Here is a 15,518-nt window from a genome sequence, read left to right as displayed (position 1 = left end):
CGCTCCTGGCGCGCATAATCACGGCCGGTCTGTGGCCGGCGATAGGGCGAGACGAATACAGGGAGCTGCGCGTGAGTAGATAGTAGACGAGCGAGCGGCACTCGCCTTGAAATAACATGCGTATTGGGCGTGTTTTTCCACGTTTCGCGCCAGGCTACTATTCGGGCTACTGAAGGAAAACGCCGGCGGCGCCAGCGAAATGCAACCTGCCGGCACAGCAAGCCGCCGGGCCACGAGGCGGAAAACGTAACCCGGCCCGACCGGCGCCGGTCAGGTCAAATGTGTAACGGAAAGACGATTGTTCCAGTGCTGGTTCAGATACTCGAGCGCGAACATCCGGTGACAATGATGTGGTAAATGTTCACTGCAAAGCAGGCAGCCCGATTCAAATAGCGCGATATCCAGATTGCTTTCCACACGGCGGCGCGCGATGAGGTCGAGATATTCCTCGCGAAAGTTCTCCCAGCTCAACTGCTTGCCCTGATAGCGTTTGAGCAGTTCCGGCTCGGGAGCCAACTCCGGAATTTCCACGTACGCCGCATTGCACAACTGCTCGAGAAAGAACGGCAGATCCTGCTTTTTCGCAAAACCCGCCAATTGCGACGTGTTGTTGAGGCGAACGTCGAGCACCGTGCGCACCTGGGCATCCTTCAACAACCCGAAGAACTTCTGGGCGCTCTTGCCGGTAAAACCAATACTGGCCACCTGTACGGTACCTTTGTCACGTTTCATCGTGAGTCCCCTTGGCGGGCCATTCGGCGCCCATAAAAAAGCCTCGCTGCGATTAGCGCAGCGAGGCTCGGTGGCAGTGCATGTTTAGCGCCGCTCGCGCGCTTTACTTGACGATGTCGACCAGTTCGACTTCGAAGGTCAGATCGGTATTCGGCGGAATCGGGCCGACGCCGCGATCGCCATATGCGGTCGCCGCCGGGCACGTGAGTCGCGCCTTGCCGCCGACTTTCATCTTCTGCACGCCTTGCGTCCAGCACGGAATCACGCGATTGAGCGGGAACGTGGCCGGGCCGCCATGCTTGGCCGAGCTATCGAATTCGGTGCCGTTGGGCAGCGTGCCGCGGTAGTTGACTTTTACCACGTCGGTCGCGGACGGTTGCGGGCCCGTGCCTTGCGTCAGATGTTCGACGATGACGCCGGACGGCAGCTTCTCCGTGGTCGGCGCGGCAGCCATCGCGGTCGAGGACAGAACGGCTGCGGCCAGCAAAGCAACGAGTGATTTCAAAGCAAATCTCCAGTGGGGTAGTCCGTTTGATTGTAACGGATCGGGTGTCGGCCGAGGCTCCCAGATACTGCCGGATGCCGTGGGTCGTTGCGCGCCTGTCACGAACCTCGCTGAACCGCCGCGCGAGCCCGCGGTCCACATGAACGTCCGGCGCGAATCGCCGGCACGCGAATCCGCCGCACCGTTGAGAGCGCTTCCGATGACCGAGCCGGCCCATTCCGACCACCCCGCTGACGACCCGACCGCCGCGCCCCCGCCCGCCGACGAGCGCGTTCGCGCGCCAAGGCCGCGCCGGATTCCGCGCAGCCGCGCCCAACAGGCGCGGCTCGATGCGCGCGAACCCGCTTTCGAGCCGCTGCCGTTCCCCTCGTATTCACCCGAGGACGCGCGCCGCCCCTTCGCGGACAAACTCGACGCATGGTTCGCCGCGCGCCGTTGGCAGCCGTTCGAGTTTCAGCGCGAGGTATGGCGCAACATCGCCGCTGGCGCGAGCGGCGTGCTGCACGCAAGCACCGGGGCCGGCAAAACCTGGGCCGTGTGGTTCGGCGCGCTAGCCGCGTTCGCGAGTGCCGCGTCGACACAGCGCAAGCATCCCGAACCGCTGACGGTGCTCTGGATCACACCGATGCGCGCGCTCGCGGCCGACACCGCCCGCGCGTTGCAAAGCTCCGCGGCCGAACTCGCGGTACCCTGGAGCGTCGGTCTGCGCACCGGCGATACGTCGGCCGCCGAACGCGAGCGGCAGAACCGGCGCATGCCGTCCGCGCTCGTCACGACGCCCGAGAGTCTGACGCTGATCCTGACGCGCGCCGATGCGCGCGAAGTACTGTCTCGAGTGCGGCTCGTGATCGTCGATGAGTGGCACGAACTGCTCGGCAATAAACGCGGCACACAGACGCAACTCGCGCTCGCGCGTCTCACGCATTGGCGGCCCGGCTTGCAGGTATGGGGGCTGTCGGCGACGCTCGGCAATCTGTCGTTCGCGACCGAGGTCCTGCTCGCGCCGGTCGCGACGCCGCGCGTCAGTGTGCACGGCGCGCTGTCGAAAGCACTGATCGTCGACACGATCATTCCCGACACGATCGAGCGCTTTCCGTGGGGCGGTCATATGGGCATGCGTCAGGTCGATGCAGTCGCGCGCGCGATCGACGAAGCACGCACGTCGCTCGTCTTCACGAACACGCGCTCGCAATGCGAGGTGTGGTATCAGGCGCTGCTCGATGCGCGCCCCGAATGGGCCGGCGCGATCGCGCTGCATCACGGCTCGCTCGATCAGCAGGTACGCGAGTGGGTCGAACGCGGGTTGAAGAACGGCTTGCTAAAGGTCGTGGTATGTACGTCGAGTCTCGATCTCGGCGTCGATTTTCTGCCGGTGGAGCGCGTGTTCCAGATCGGCTCGCCCAAAGGCGTCGCGCGTTTGATGCAGCGCGCGGGCCGCTCGGGACACGCACCCGGTTTGCCGTCCCGGGTGACGATCGTACCGACGCATGCGCTCGAATTGATCGAAGCGGCGGCCGCGCGTGAAGCCGTCGACAAACGGCAGATCGAAAGCCGCGATACGCCGCAAAAGCCGTTCGACGTGCTGGTGCAGCATCTCGTCACCGTCGCGATCGGCGGCGGCTTCGACGCGCGCGAGCTGTACGATGAACTTCTGCATACCTATGCATATCGCGATCTGACGCAGCAGGAGTTCGACTGGGCGCTGAGTTTCGTCGAAGGCGGCGGCGCGACGCTGCGCGCGTATCCCGACTACCATCGCGTCGCGCGCGATAGCGACGGTCTGTACCGCGTGCCGCGCGCCGATCTCGCACGCCGGCATCGCAACAACATCGGCACGATCGTCTCGAATGGGACGTTGAACGTTGCTTATCTATCGGGCGGCCGCATTGGCGCGATCGAGGAATCGTTCATCTCGCGGCTCAGACCCGGCGATGTATTCACGTTCGGCGGCCGCGCGCTGGAACTGATCCGCGTGCAGGATATGACGGCGTGGGTGCGGCGTGCGAGTTCATCGCGTGGGGCAATGCCGCAATGGGCCGGCAGCCGCATGCCGCTATCGTCCGAACTCGCCGATGCGACACTGACGATGCTCGCGCGCGCCGCCGACGGCATTTACGACGAGCCGGAAATGCGCGCGGTTCGGCCGCTGCTCGAATTGCAGCAGAAGTGGTCGGCGTTGCCCGAGCCGGGCGTGCTGGTCGTCGAGCTGCTGAAATCGCGCGAGGGTCATCACTTCTTCTGCTATCCGTTCGCCGGGCGCACAGCGCATATCGGGCTTGGCGCTCTGCTCGCGTGGCGGGTCGCGCGCGACGAGCCCGGCACGTTTTCGATTTCGATGAACGACTACGGTTTCGAATTGCTGTGCGCGCAGGCGTTCGATTGGGACGCGCACCTGCGCAATGGCCTGCTTTCACCCGACAAACTCGATCACGACATTCTTGCGAGCCTCAATTCGTCCGAACTCTCGTTGCGACGCTTTCGCGAGATTGCGCGGGTGTCGGGCCTCGTGTTTCAGGCGCATCCCGGACAGCAGAAAAGCGCGCGGCAATTGCAGGCCTCGAGCGGGCTTTTCTACGAGATCTTTCGTCAGCACGATCGCGGCAATTTGCTACTGGGCCAGGCCGATACCGAAGTACTGCTACAGGAACTCGACGTGCGGCGCATTCGTATTGCGCTCGAACGAATGAACGCGAGCCGCGTCGTGCTCACGCGGCCCAGGAAGGCGACGCCGTTCGCGTTTCCGTTGATCGTCGGACGCCTGCGCGAAAAAGTCAGCACCGAGAAGCTCGCCGATCGCGTCGAGCGAATGCTGGCCGAACTCGAAAGGGCGGCGCAACGATGACTGTGAACTCACTGGCGATCGACGTCGGCGGACGGCCTCTCGTGCTATCGAGCTTGCGCGCGTGCTTCGATCCGGTGCTGCGCGCGCTTTTTATCGCCGATGCGCATTTCGGCAAGGATGCGGTGTTTCGCGCGCGTGGCATTCCGGTGCCGACTGGTTCGACTGCGGAGAATCTGCTGCGGATCGATCGTCTGATCGCCGAGTTCGAGCCGGCGACGCTGGTGTTTCTCGGCGATCTGCTGCATGCGCGCGAGTCGCTGTCGACACTCACGCTCGATGCTTTGCATGCGTGGCGCGCGCGGCACGCGTCGATGCGCGTGGTGCTGGTCGAAGGCAATCACGATCGGCATGCCGGTGCGTTGCCGCTTACGCTGGGTGTCGAGTCTGTGCGCGAGCCGTGGCATTTCGGGGCGTGGGCGCTGTGTCATCACCCGCATGCGGTCGATCATGCGTATGTGCTCGCGGGCCATGTGCATCCGGTCTATCGGATCGCCACGCGGACCGATTCAGTGCGCGTGCCGTGCTTTCGCTTCGGGATCGATCGGGGGGTGCTGCCGGCGTTCGGGAGCTTTACTGGAGGCGCGCGTGAGACGGGGCGCGTTTTGGGGGAGAGAGTTTTTCTGGTCGTGCAGGAGAGGGTGATCGAGTTGAGGGGTTGAGTGGACGGCGGGGGCCGGCCACTTCGTTGCCTGATTGCGTTTTTGTTTGCGGGTTGGTTTGCTGATTCGCTAGCGTAGTTTTTTGCTGGCTTTTCGCTGCAAACTTCCCGCGGTGCTCGAGCGCGGTCGGTGTGGAGGCCGGGCGGCGCCGGCCTCCTCTCCTGGAGGGAGCCCCGCGAGGTTCGCGGGACCCTTGCCAGTGCCTAGTGGTTGCCGCCGCCGTGGCCGCCGTTGCCGGAGCCACCGCCGCCGTAGCCGCCATTGCCTCCGCGGCCACCGTTGCCGAAGCCGCCATTGCCGAAGCCGCCTCCGTTGCCTTGGCCGCCGCCGTTGCCGCCATGGCCTCCGCGACCTCCGTTGCCGAAACCACCGCCGCCTTGGCCACCACCGGCGCCGCCGTTTCCGCCCCGGCCACCGCCGTTGCCTTCGCCTCCACCGTTGCCGCCATGGCCGCCGTTTCCGGAGCCACCGTTGCCGTAGCCGCCGCCTTCGCCGCCATGGCCACCGTGTCCGAAGCCGCCGTTGCCCTGGCCGCCGCCTTCACCACCATGGCCGCCGTTGCCTCGGCCGCCGCCTTCACCACCATGGCCGCCGTTGCCTTGGCCGCCGCCTTCACCACCATGGCCGCCGTGTCCGAAACCACCGTTGCCGTGGCCGCCGCCTTCGCCGCCATGGCCACCGTTGCCCGAGCCGCCGTTACCCTGGCCGCCGCCTTCACCACCATGGCCGCCGTGTCCCGAGCCGCCGTTGCCCTGGCCGCCGCCTTCACCGCCATGGCCACCGTTGCCCGGGCCGCCGTTACCCTGGCCACCGCCTTCGCCACCATGGCCACCGTGTCCGGAGCCTCCGTTGCCCTGGCCGCCGCCTTCACCACCACGGCCACCGTTGCCCGAGCCGCCACCGCCCTGGCCGCCGCCTTCACCGCCATGGCCACCGTGTCCGGAACCGCCGCTGCCCTGGCCGCCACCTTCGCCGCCATGTCCACCGTTGCCCGCGCCGCCACCGCTATGGCCGCCGTTGGCGGAACCGCCTTTGCCTTCGCCACCGCTGCTACTGTGGCCGCCGTCGCCATGGCCGCTTTCGCCATGACCGCCATCGCCATGGCCGCCGTCGCCATGGCCGCCATCGCCGTGGCCGGCATGCCCATCTCCGCCGTGGGCATGACCGCCGTCGCCGTCACCATCGCCACCGTGGCCGTGGCCATGACCGCCATCGCCGTCACCGTCGCCACCGTGGCCGTGGCCATGACCGCCATCGCCGTCACCGTCGCCACTGTGGGCATGACCATGACCGCCATCGCCGTCACCATCGCCACCGTGGCCATGACCATGACCATGACCGCCATCACCGTCACTATCGCCACCATGGCTGTTGCCATGACCGCTTTCGCCGTCACCATCACCGCCATGGCCGTGGCCATGACCGCCATCGCCATCGCCGTCACCACCGTGGCCATGACCATGACCACCGTCGCCGTCACCATCACCGCCATGGCCGTGGCCATGACCGCCATCGCCATCGCCGTCAGCACCGTGGCCATGTCCGTGACCGCCGTCGCCATCACCATCACCACCATGGCCATGTCCATGACCGCCATCGCCATCGCCGTCACCACCGTGGCCATGTCCATGACCGCCGTCGCCGTCACCATCACCGCCATGGCCGTGGCCATGACCGCCATCGCCATCGCCGTCACCACCGTGGCCATGACCATGACCACCGTCGCCATCACCATCACCGCCATGGCCGTGGCCATGACCGCCATCGCCATCGCCGTCACCACCGTGGCCATGTCCATGACCACCGTCGCCATCACCATCGCCGCCATGGCCGTGGCCATGACCGCCATCGCCATCGCCGTCACCACCGTGGCCATGTCCATGACCGCCGTCGCCATCACCATCACCATCGCCGCCATGGCCGTGCCCATGACCACCATCGCCGTCACCATCGCCGCCATGGCCGTGCCCATGACCACCGTCGCCATCACCATCACCACCGTGGCCATGCCCATGCCCACCACCATCCCCACCGCTATCACCGCCACCGTTGTTGCCGCCATCGCCGCCCGTGCCGCCATTCCCCGAACCATCACCGCCGCTTCCAGCGCCTCCGTTACCGTTGTTGCCGGAACCGCCATTACCGTTGTTGCCGCCGGTATCTCCCGAGCCCACCCCGCCCGTGCCGGAATTAGCCGAACTATTTCCGCCACTGCTGCCCGCGCCCGTCGACGACGTCCCGTTGCCCGCCGAGGAGCCGGTGGACGACGTCGGGCCAAGCCCCGCCGCCGCGATGCCGAGGGCACCCGCCCCGAGCTGCCCGAATCCGTGCGAGGTGCAGCCCGGCCCGCCGCCCGACGGACATCCGCCTTGCACGCCCGCCTCGGCGAGCACCATCACTCCTGGATTGGTTGCAGGCGCGGCGGTGCTCCCCGAATTCGTCTGCGCACCCGCCATCGCCGCATAAAGACTGACCGCGACCGCCAACGCCGCCCGCCGCGTGCCAAGTATCCACGCGTCCCCGTTTTGCTTTTTCATTTCACCCTCCTAATTATTTCCCCTGAGCGACCGGTCCAATTAACGAGTGAATCTCGGCTCGTCAAAAAAATGAAAGTCAAAGCCTTTGCGCAACTTCGCCTAATGCGAATTAAAATGCGCTCGCACTAAATACTTCTCTCACGGAAAATCCCCGGTCCGATTTGGCGTGCTTCGAGAGAATGGGCTGGCCGTGCGCGCACGTGATCGTGAGAGCCGCACAGCGAGGCTTGATGGACGTTGAAGTTATTCGCAGTGCAATCGCGCGACCGTGCGTTAGACCACGCAATGCGATATTGGCGAGACGGCTTGCCAGGCAGGGGGAAACGACGATGCGTCCGTCAAATCCGCTAATCCAGATTCTTCAGACGGGAAGATAAAACTATCACCCGCGATGCAATTTAACCGACAAAAAGAAAATTAACATTCGGTTTTATCGGATGAATTCCGACACCATTTACACGTCATCCGTTTTATTCATGTGGCCATTCGCACATAAGAATGAAAATTGGGAAAGCCGAATGAGAGAAATCCAATAGACAACACCACAAAAATCATCGAAATGCGCGCGCGAAACATTACCCGTTGTTGCATAGCGAGTGTGCGTCGCAAAAAGCGATGTGGCGATGTGCGCTGCCTCGCAGAGTCGCCGAACGTGCGCCTCAGCCACACACCATCGCGACCCACGCGATATCCAAAGTGTCGTGGCACAACCACCAGCGCGTCAGATAACCAACACATTGGCGCGCACGCTTTTTCCGGAGCATTCCCACCATCTTCGGCGCCAGCGTCGCGTATCGTCGGGTTGCGCTGCCCGCAAACGCCCGCCCCCGCAAGCTACTGCGCAGGATCGCCCCCATACGCGGGTAAACCTTTGTTTGACTTCGTCGCGCCGCCCCGTTTACTGCACGCAGCCGAACCTCTCAATCCGCTTTCATTCACCGCCCGCATTTTGTTTGGTCTGCTGAGCAGAGTTCTGCGAGCGCCCTCCCCTCTCCGACGAGGTACAACATGGTTACTATCTCCAGCAGCGCCGTCGACGAATTCAAATCCACACTGCGCGGCCAGCTTCTGCTGCCCGACACGCCGGGCTTCGACACGGCGCGCAGCATCTGGAACGCGATGATCGACCGTACGCCCGCGATGATCTTGCGCTGCGCGGGTGTTGCCGACGTGCGCAGCGGCGTCGCCTTCGCGCGCGACAACGGCCTGCCGCTCGCCATTCGCGGCGGCGGCCACAACATCGGCGGCAGCGCTGTGTGCGACGATGGCCTCATGCTCGACCTGTCCACGATGAAATCGGTGCGTATCGATCCGCAAGCGCGGCGCGCGTATGTCGAACCCGGCGCGACGCTGCATGATTTCGATCACGAAGCGCAGGCATTCGGACTCGCGACACCGCTCGGCATCAACTCGACGACCGGCGTCGCAGGTCTGACGCTCGGCGGCGGCTTCGGCTGGCTGAGCCGCCGCTACGGCATGACGATCGACAACCTCGTCGCGGCCGACATCGTCACCGCCGACGGTGAATTGCGCCACGTGAGCGCCACTTCGCACGACGATCTGTTCTGGGCGATTCGCGGCGGCGGCGGCAATTTCGGCGTCGTTACGCTATTCGAGTTCGCGTTGCATGAGGTCGGCCCGCTCGTGTATGGCGGCCTCGTCGTGTTGCCGCTCGCCGACGCGAAGGAAGCACTGATCAAATACCGCGATGCCGCGCCGGCAATGCCCGACGAGCTGGCCGTCTGGGCGGTCGCGCGGCTCGCGCCGCCGCTGCCGTTCCTGCCGCCCGACGTGCACGGCAAACCCGTGCTGGTGTTCGCGATGTGCTACAACGGCCCGGTCGACAAAGGCCCGGCCGCGGTGGAAGCCGTGCGCGGCTTCGGCAAGCCGCTCGGCGAACATCTTGGTCCGATGCCCTACGAAATCTGGCAACAGGCCTTCGATCCGCTGCTAACGCCAGGGGCGCGCAACTACTGGAAGTCGCACAACCTCGGCACCATCGACGATGGTCTGATCGACGCACTGCTTCGCGCGATCGACACGTTGCCGTCCACGCAATGCGAAATTTTCTTCGGGCTGATCGGTGCGCAAACGCAGCGCGTGGCGGTCGACGCAACCGCTTACCCGGCCCGCAACACGCTATACGGCATGAACGTGCACGGCCGCTGGGACGATGCGCGCGACGACGAGCGCTGCGTCGCATGGGCGCGCGCCTTTTTCGAAGCGGCGCGCCCGTTTGCGCTAGGCAGCGTGTACGTCAACTTCATGACCGAGGAAGAAGGCGGCCGTATCGCGGATGCCTATGGGCCGAACTATGAGCGGCTCGTCGCCGTGAAGAACCGCTACGATCCGCACAACCTGTTCCGCCACAACCAGAACATTCGCCCAACCGTGTAGCGACGACGCGCAACGGCGAGCAGCGCGAAACCGCGAACTGCAAGTGGCCGCGCCGCCCTGGCGCAAGGCGGCGCGGCGCTTGGGCACGCTCCCTGCTAATGTCAGCTGTGACTGCTCGCGATGCGTGCGTCGCGCGTCGCGGCACGCCCGCTCAACGACAATCACCGCGCGCACGGAACCTCTCGTGCGCAAATGAGAACAAAGCAAAGCAAGGCGGGCGATTCGCCGCACTCTTCCATAACGTACAACATGCGTGAGAAACGCAAAGGAAAACAGTCATGCGCAGACGACAATTCATCATGACCGGCAGCGCTGCATTGGCCGTCGCGGGCCTGAGCCTCACCGGTTGCACGACGACTTCGCCGTCCTCGAACGCATCCCCGTCGGCCAATGCCGGCAAGCGCGACACGATCAACGCGGGCGTCGACTCGACGCTTGCGCGCCTCTACGAAAACGTCGACGGTTCGCGCGAGCTCGTTGCGAAAGCGCGCGGCGTGCTGGTGTTTCCGTCGGTGATCTCGGCCGGCTTCTGGGTCGGCGCGCAGTATGGTGAAGGCGCGATGCGCATCGGCGGCCGCACGGTCGGCTACTTCAGCACGGTCGCGGGCTCGTTCGGCTTGCAGATCGGCGCGCAGTCGAAGGCGCTCGTGTTTCTGTTCATGACGCAGGAAGCGCTCGACGAATTCATGCACAGCCAGGGTTGGGCGGTCGGCGCGAATGCGACCGTCGCCGTGCTGAAGGTCGGCGCGAACGGCGCGGTGGATTCCTCGACCGCAACGAGCCCGGTGCAGGCTTTCGTGCTGACCAACGGCGGTTTGATGGCCGGCGTGTCGCTCGAAGGCACGAAGGTGTCCCGGCTGATTATCTGAGTATCTGAGCGGAGCCTCCGCTCTTGCGGATTTGTGGTGCGAGCGCGCCGCGCGACTGCACGACAGATCCGCGCCGCGCGTTCAAGCCATCGCGTTCCGCCCGCTTCGCCAGCGCCATTCATCGCGCTACGGAAAAATCCACGCCTTTCGCAAACCGTCCGTGTTCAGCGGACGTATCCTTCGCGCAGCCGCGCGCGTTGCCAAGCCCGTTCAGCGCAGCGCATGCAGGCCTCAGCATTGCGCTCGCGCGCCACCTCGTAAAACATGATCACCGCTAGTCCCGCTTCCGGTCGGCCCGCCTGGCTGTCCGGCATTCGCAGCAACGCCCGCTCGATCTCGAGACGCTGCGCATCATCCTGCCGTACGCGGTGCTGATTGCGATCGTCGGTCTGCTCGAAACGCTGCTGACCTTCAACCTGACCGACGAAATCACCGAAACGCGCGGTCAGCCGAATCGCGAATGCGTCGCCCTCGGCGCGGCGAATATCGCCTCGGGACTGTTCGGCGGCATGGGCGGTTGCGCGATGATCGGCCAGACCATGATCAACCTGAATTCGGGGGGACGTTCGCGGCTGTCGGGAATCGTCAGCGGCGTGATGATGCTGCTGTACATCCTGTTCCTGTCGCCGCTGATCGAGCGGATTCCGCTCGCGGCGCTGGTCGGCGTGATGTTTGTGGTCGCGCGGCAGACCTTCGCATGGGGCTCGCTGCGCGTGCTCGGCAAGGTGCCGCGCAACGACGCGCTCGTGATCGTCGCGGTCACGGTCATCACCGTATTTGCCGATCTCGCGATCGCGGTGATGTGCGGCATCGTGATCGCCGCGCTCAACTTCGCGTGGCAGCATGCGCGCGAAATTCACGCGCCCGCGGAGGATCGCGCGGGCCATAAGACCTACGTGCCGCGCGGCACACTGTTTTTCGCGTCGACGACGCGCTTTCACGAGCTGTTCGATCCCGCGCGAGACCCGGCGAGCGTGACCGTCGATTGCAGTCACCTGCTGCTCGCCGATCATTCGGCGCTCGCCGCGTTGCAGGGGCTGGCCGAGCGCTATCGCAACGCGGGCAAAGAGTTGCGGATGCAGAACCTGTCGGAGCGCAACCGCCAATTGTTGAGCCGCGCGGGAATCGGCTTCGCGTGACACACGCACCGCGTTGCGAGCGGGCGTGCGGTGAATGCTCGCGCGTGCGTCGGCAACGCGGCCTGGCGCTTTAGCGCTGCTCCGGCAACTTGAACACCGAGATCGCCGCCGACAATTGGCTGGTCTGCGTCTTCAGCACATCGGCGGACGCGCTCGCTTCCTCGACGAGCGCCGCATTCTGCTGCGTCGTCTGATCCATGCTCGCGACAGCGATGTTGACCTGCTCGATGCCCGAGGTCTGCTCGACCGACGCCGCGCTGATCTCGCCCATGATGTCGTTGACACGACGTACCGCCTGCACGACTTCCTGCATCGTGTCGCCCGCGCGCCCGACGTGTTCCGAGCCGCCCGCGATCTGCGCGGCCGATTCCTCGATCAGCGCCTTGATCTCTTTCGCGGCCGCCGCGCTGCGTTGCGCGAGCGTACGCACTTCGCCCGCGACCACCGCGAAACCGCGGCCCTCCTCGCCCGCGCGCGCCGCCTCGACGGCCGCGTTCAACGCGAGGATGTTGGTCTGAAACGCAATCCCTTCGATCACGCCGATGATGTCGCCGATCCGGTGCGACGACTGTGAAATCCCGCGCATCGTGTCGATCACCTGACCGACCACCGCGCCGCCGCGCGCCGCGGTCTCAGACGCGTTGTGCGCGAGCTGGCTCGCCTGCTTCGCGTTGTCGGCGTTCTGACGCACGGTCGCGGTGATCTGCTCCATGCTCGACGCGGTCTCGCCGAGCGCAGCCGCCTGCTGCTCGGTCCGGCGCGACAGATCCGAATTGCCCGCGGCGATCTCGTTGGATACCGACGAAATCAGCGTCGCGCCGCCGCGAATCTGCTCGATCGCCTGCGCGAGACGCTGCTGCATCCGTTTCATCGCCGCGAGCAGGCTGGTACTGTCGCCGGTCTTCGTGTCGACGATCACGTCGAGGTCGCCGTCCGCGATTCGCGACGCGATCTGCACCGCGTATGCCGGTTCGCCGCCAAGCTGACGCACAATGCTGCGCACGATCACGCCGATCACCAGCGACACGAGCGCGCAAAGCACCAGCGCCGCGATCACGTATTGCGCGAGGGTGCGGTAGAACACCGCCTCGATGTCGTCCGTGTACACGCCGGTGACGATGGTCCAGTCCCACGGCTTGTAAAGCCGCATGTAGTTGCTCTTCGGCGCGAGCTGGTTGGTGCCGGGCTTCGGGAACATCAGATGGACGAATGCCTCGCCTTCGCGCTGCGTCTGCTCGGAACCCTCCTTGAACACATGGCGGCCGTCGGGATCGGTAACGGTGCTCATGTCCTTGCCGACGAGGTCGGCGCGCGTGGCATGCATCAGCACGTGCGCGCGGCTGTCTTCGAGCACGAGATAGCCGCCGGCACCGTCGTAGCGCATTGCGCGCAGGTCGTCCATCGCGGCGCGCTGCGCGTCGGCGAGCGGCATCGTGCCGGCCGCGGCGAGCGCGTTGTAGCGATCGAGCACGCTGTACGCGATGCTGACCACGTTTTTCAGCTCGTCCTCGCGATCGGCGATCATCGTGTCGCGCGTCTTGTATGCACCCCACAGGCCGATCGCCAGAATGCCCATGCACATCACCGCGAGCGCGAGCCACAGCCGCACCTTCAGGCGAAACCGTTCCATCTTCCGTATCCCTTGTCGTGGTTCGCGGTTGTCGGCGCGAGCGGACAGCCGCAAACGTTTCATGTCGTTGTCGGGATTAACGGCGCGACGGCGGAAAACTTCAGTGCTACTTCAAGGTTGCGGGCTTCAGTCCGCCGGCAGCGTCAGCGCCGCCACCTCGCAGCGCGGCCATTGCCGCAGCACGTCGGGCGACATCAGCAGCTTGGCCGCGCGCACGCCGGCGCCCATCACGATCTGTGCACGGTCCATCACCGCGGCGTCGACCAGCACGCGCCAGTCGGCCGGCAGACCAAAGGCGGTAATGCCGCCGAACTCCATCCGGCTATGCTCGACCGCGGCCTCGCGCTTCGCGAACGACAGCCGCTGTGCGCCGAGCGCGGCCTTCACCGCGCCGTTGATGTCGAGCCGCCGCGAGCCGAGCGACACCAGCGCCGCGTAGTGCTCGCCACCGTCTTTCTTGTAGCGGATCACGATCGTGTTCGCGCAGTCTTCGAGGCCGAAGCCATAGCGCGCGCTGAATGCTGCGGTGTCGGAGGCGTCGTCGGTAACGGCGAACACCGTGATGCCGTGCGCCGGCAATTGTTCGACGACATGCGCGGGCAGATGCGCGCTCCACTGGTCGCGCTCGATGACGTCCAGTTGCCGTACGAGTTCGTGCGAATGCATGATGAGCGGAAAGGTGACATTAACCCGCTGCATTCTAGCGGTACGGGCGGGCGGCCGCGGAGCGGGCCATCGAAGCAGGCCATGAAAACAGGCCGTGAAGCTCACCGCTTAACTTGTATAGTGACGGGCACGAGGTTTGCGGAAAGCGACAAGGCAAACACCGTGAAAGCGCCGTCACGATTCAGACACGATCATGGACATCGATACCCTTTCTCGCGAGAACCTCCAGCAGGCCGCGCGTCACCAGGCCAATTGGGCGATGGGCGCACTTCGGCAGTTCACAGAGAACCGCTGTCTGGAGATGGCGGCGAGCATCGCGTTCTATGCGGCGTTCTCGCTCGCGCCGACGCTCGTGATGGTGATCGCGGTGGCCGGCTGGTTCTTCGGCCCGGCGGCCGCGCGCGGCGAGCTGTTCGGCCACATCAACGGCCTGATCGGCGACCAGGCCGCGGCCGGCGTGCAGACGATCGTCGAGAACGCGCATCACGCAGGCGCCAAAGGGGGCATCGCGACGATCATTTCGTTCTCGCTGCTGGCGATCGGCGCGTCGGCGACGTTCTCGTCGCTGAACAGCGCGCTCAATATAGTATGGCCCTACACCGGGCCGCGCTCGGCCAGCTGGCTCGCGCTCGTGCGGGTACGGCTGATTTCGTTCGGACTCGTGCTCGGCGTCGCGTTCCTGCTGATCGTGTCGCTGGTGCTCGATACGGTCATCGCCTTTATCGGCGAGTGGCTGTGGGGCGACTCGCCCTATGTCGTGATCGGCAATCTGCTGCAGCTCGGCGTCGGGCTGCTCGTGCTGATGTTCGCATTCGCCGCACTGCTGAAGTTCCTGCCCGACGCTCGGGTGCTGTGGCGCGATGCGCTGGTGGGCGGCGTCGTCGCGGCCGTGCTGTTCACCGGCGGCAGAAAGCTGTTCGCGCTCTATCTCGCGCATGCGGGAATGGCCAGCGCGTTCGGCGCAGCCGGCTCGCTCGCGGTGCTGCTGATGTGGCTGTACTTCTCGGCGCTGGTGCTGCTGCTTGGCGCGGAGTTCTCGGCGGCGCGCGGCAGGCTGCACGATCCGCGCGGCGGCTGGGGCATGCAGGGGGAAGCGCCGCCGGGCAGCCGCGCGAAGCTTGCGTCGGTGTTGGCGGCATCGACCGTCGCGGGGAACGCCGTTTCGTCGGCTCGCACGGCTGTGCGTGTTGCCAGCCAAACGACCGCGCCGCTGCCGCCGTCAGGGATCGAGGCGGCAGCGCCAAAGCGCTCTGCGCATGAAACCGCGGTCGACGTCACGCGCAAGGTGCTCGACGTCGAAGCGCAAGCCACCCGTCTCGCGGCGTCAGCCATCGTCGAAGCGCGCCGCCAGGCGACGGCCGCCGACCGCTACGTGCGACGCAACCCGTGGACCTCGGTGCTGCTCGCGGCCGCCGCGGGACTCACGGCCGCGGCCATGGCGCGCCGTGGCGCCGATAGGCGCTGAAACGCGTTGCGCCGTCAAACCGCTCGACGACGCTTGGACACAACGCGGTTCTTCTGTCCAGCCTGTCTAGTCATTTC

The 15,518-nt window shown here is 65.5% G+C and carries 10 protein-coding genes and 1 pseudogene; 7 read left to right on the top strand and 4 right to left on the bottom strand.

The annotated features are described in order from the left end of the window. Nucleotides 1-270: 270 nt before the first annotated feature. Nucleotides 271-732 (bottom strand): DUF488 domain-containing protein, encoded by a 462-nt coding sequence (locus VSR82_RS24520; RefSeq protein WP_368582280.1) that lies wholly within the window; start codon nucleotides 730-732, stop codon nucleotides 271-273. Nucleotides 733-835: 103 nt separating this feature from the next. Then, nucleotides 836-1,186, bottom strand: coding sequence for an FKBP-type peptidyl-prolyl cis-trans isomerase (locus tag VSR82_RS24515; RefSeq protein WP_373685682.1), 351 nt, complete (start codon nucleotides 1,184-1,186; stop codon nucleotides 836-838). A 250-nt stretch (nucleotides 1,187-1,436) separates the two neighbouring features. Between VSR82_RS24515 and VSR82_RS24510 the strand changes: the two genes are divergently transcribed. From VSR82_RS24510 to VSR82_RS24485, 6 genes and pseudogenes are all read left to right on the top strand, one after another. After that, nucleotides 1,437-4,079 (top strand): ligase-associated DNA damage response DEXH box helicase, encoded by a 2,643-nt coding sequence (locus tag VSR82_RS24510; protein WP_429455840.1) that lies wholly within the window; start codon nucleotides 1,437-1,439, stop codon nucleotides 4,077-4,079. Then, entirely contained in the window at nucleotides 4,076-4,738 is a 663-nt protein-coding gene (gene pdeM / locus VSR82_RS24505) for a ligase-associated DNA damage response endonuclease PdeM (RefSeq protein ID WP_429455841.1), read from the top strand. The genes VSR82_RS24510 and pdeM overlap by 4 nt, the downstream gene beginning before the upstream one ends. Before the next feature lie 221 nt (nucleotides 4,739-4,959). Continuing rightward, nucleotides 4,960-7,404, top strand: coding sequence for a hypothetical protein (locus VSR82_RS24500; RefSeq protein ID WP_429455842.1), 2,445 nt, complete (start codon nucleotides 4,960-4,962; stop codon nucleotides 7,402-7,404). An 879-nt stretch (nucleotides 7,405-8,283) separates the two neighbouring features. Further along, nucleotides 8,284-9,672 carry an FAD-binding oxidoreductase gene (locus tag VSR82_RS24495; RefSeq protein ID WP_410851367.1) on the top strand — a complete coding sequence of 463 codons (1,389 nt, stop codon included), beginning with the start codon at nucleotides 8,284-8,286 and terminating at the stop codon, nucleotides 9,670-9,672. Nucleotides 9,673-9,950: 278 nt separating this feature from the next. Continuing rightward, the gene (locus VSR82_RS24490) at nucleotides 9,951-10,541 is read left to right on the top strand and encodes a BPSL1445 family SYLF domain-containing lipoprotein (protein WP_176106616.1); all 591 of its coding nucleotides are present in this window, start codon (nucleotides 9,951-9,953) and stop codon (nucleotides 10,539-10,541) included. A 326-nt stretch (nucleotides 10,542-10,867) separates the two neighbouring features. Beyond that, a pseudogene (locus VSR82_RS24485) lies at nucleotides 10,868-11,680 on the top strand (SulP family inorganic anion transporter); the annotation flags it as partial. 70 nt (nucleotides 11,681-11,750) lie between these two features. Here the strand turns inward: VSR82_RS24485 and VSR82_RS24480 are convergent. Both VSR82_RS24480 and VSR82_RS24475 read right to left on the bottom strand, forming a co-directional pair. Further along, complete coding sequence (locus VSR82_RS24480; protein WP_429455843.1) at nucleotides 11,751-13,310, bottom strand: methyl-accepting chemotaxis protein; 1,560 nt, start codon at nucleotides 13,308-13,310, stop codon at nucleotides 11,751-11,753. A gap of 126 nt (nucleotides 13,311-13,436) precedes the next feature. Continuing rightward, nucleotides 13,437-13,976 carry a YbaK/EbsC family protein gene (locus VSR82_RS24475; protein ID WP_429455844.1) on the bottom strand — a complete coding sequence of 180 codons (540 nt, stop codon included), beginning with the start codon at nucleotides 13,974-13,976 and terminating at the stop codon, nucleotides 13,437-13,439. A 193-nt stretch (nucleotides 13,977-14,169) separates the two neighbouring features. On the opposite strand from VSR82_RS24475, the gene VSR82_RS24470 reads away from it, so the two are divergent. Next, complete coding sequence (locus VSR82_RS24470) at nucleotides 14,170-15,441, top strand: YhjD/YihY/BrkB family envelope integrity protein (protein WP_410851369.1); 1,272 nt, start codon at nucleotides 14,170-14,172, stop codon at nucleotides 15,439-15,441. The last annotated feature ends 77 nt before the right edge of the window (nucleotides 15,442-15,518 follow it).

It is taken from the genome of Burkholderia sp. JPY481 (genome assembly GCF_038900515.1).
Taxonomy (GTDB): domain Bacteria; phylum Pseudomonadota; class Gammaproteobacteria; order Burkholderiales; family Burkholderiaceae; genus Paraburkholderia; species Paraburkholderia youngii.
This window is presented reverse-complemented; position numbering and strand designations above follow the sequence as displayed.

Excerpts from the sequence above, each read along its gene's own strand:
- VSR82_RS24520 (WP_368582280.1), bottom strand. The coding sequence starts at position 732 with ATGAAACGTGACAAAGGTACCGTACAGGTGGCCAGTATTGGTTTTACC.
- VSR82_RS24515 (WP_373685682.1), bottom strand. The coding sequence starts at position 1,186 with ATGGCTGCCGCGCCGACCACGGAGAAGCTGCCGTCCGGCGTCATCGTC.
- VSR82_RS24510 (WP_429455840.1), top strand. The coding sequence starts at position 1,437 with ATGACCGAGCCGGCCCATTCCGACCACCCCGCTGACGACCCGACCGCC.
- pdeM (WP_429455841.1), top strand. The coding sequence starts at position 4,076 with ATGACTGTGAACTCACTGGCGATCGACGTCGGCGGACGGCCTCTCGTG.
- VSR82_RS24495 (WP_410851367.1), top strand. The coding sequence starts at position 8,284 with ATGGTTACTATCTCCAGCAGCGCCGTCGACGAATTCAAATCCACACTG.
- VSR82_RS24490 (WP_176106616.1), top strand. The coding sequence starts at position 9,951 with ATGCGCAGACGACAATTCATCATGACCGGCAGCGCTGCATTGGCCGTC.
- VSR82_RS24480 (WP_429455843.1), bottom strand. The coding sequence starts at position 13,310 with ATGGAACGGTTTCGCCTGAAGGTGCGGCTGTGGCTCGCGCTCGCGGTG.
- VSR82_RS24475 (WP_429455844.1), bottom strand. The coding sequence starts at position 13,976 with ATGCATTCGCACGAACTCGTACGGCAACTGGACGTCATCGAGCGCGAC.
- VSR82_RS24470 (WP_410851369.1), top strand. The coding sequence starts at position 14,170 with ATGGACATCGATACCCTTTCTCGCGAGAACCTCCAGCAGGCCGCGCGT.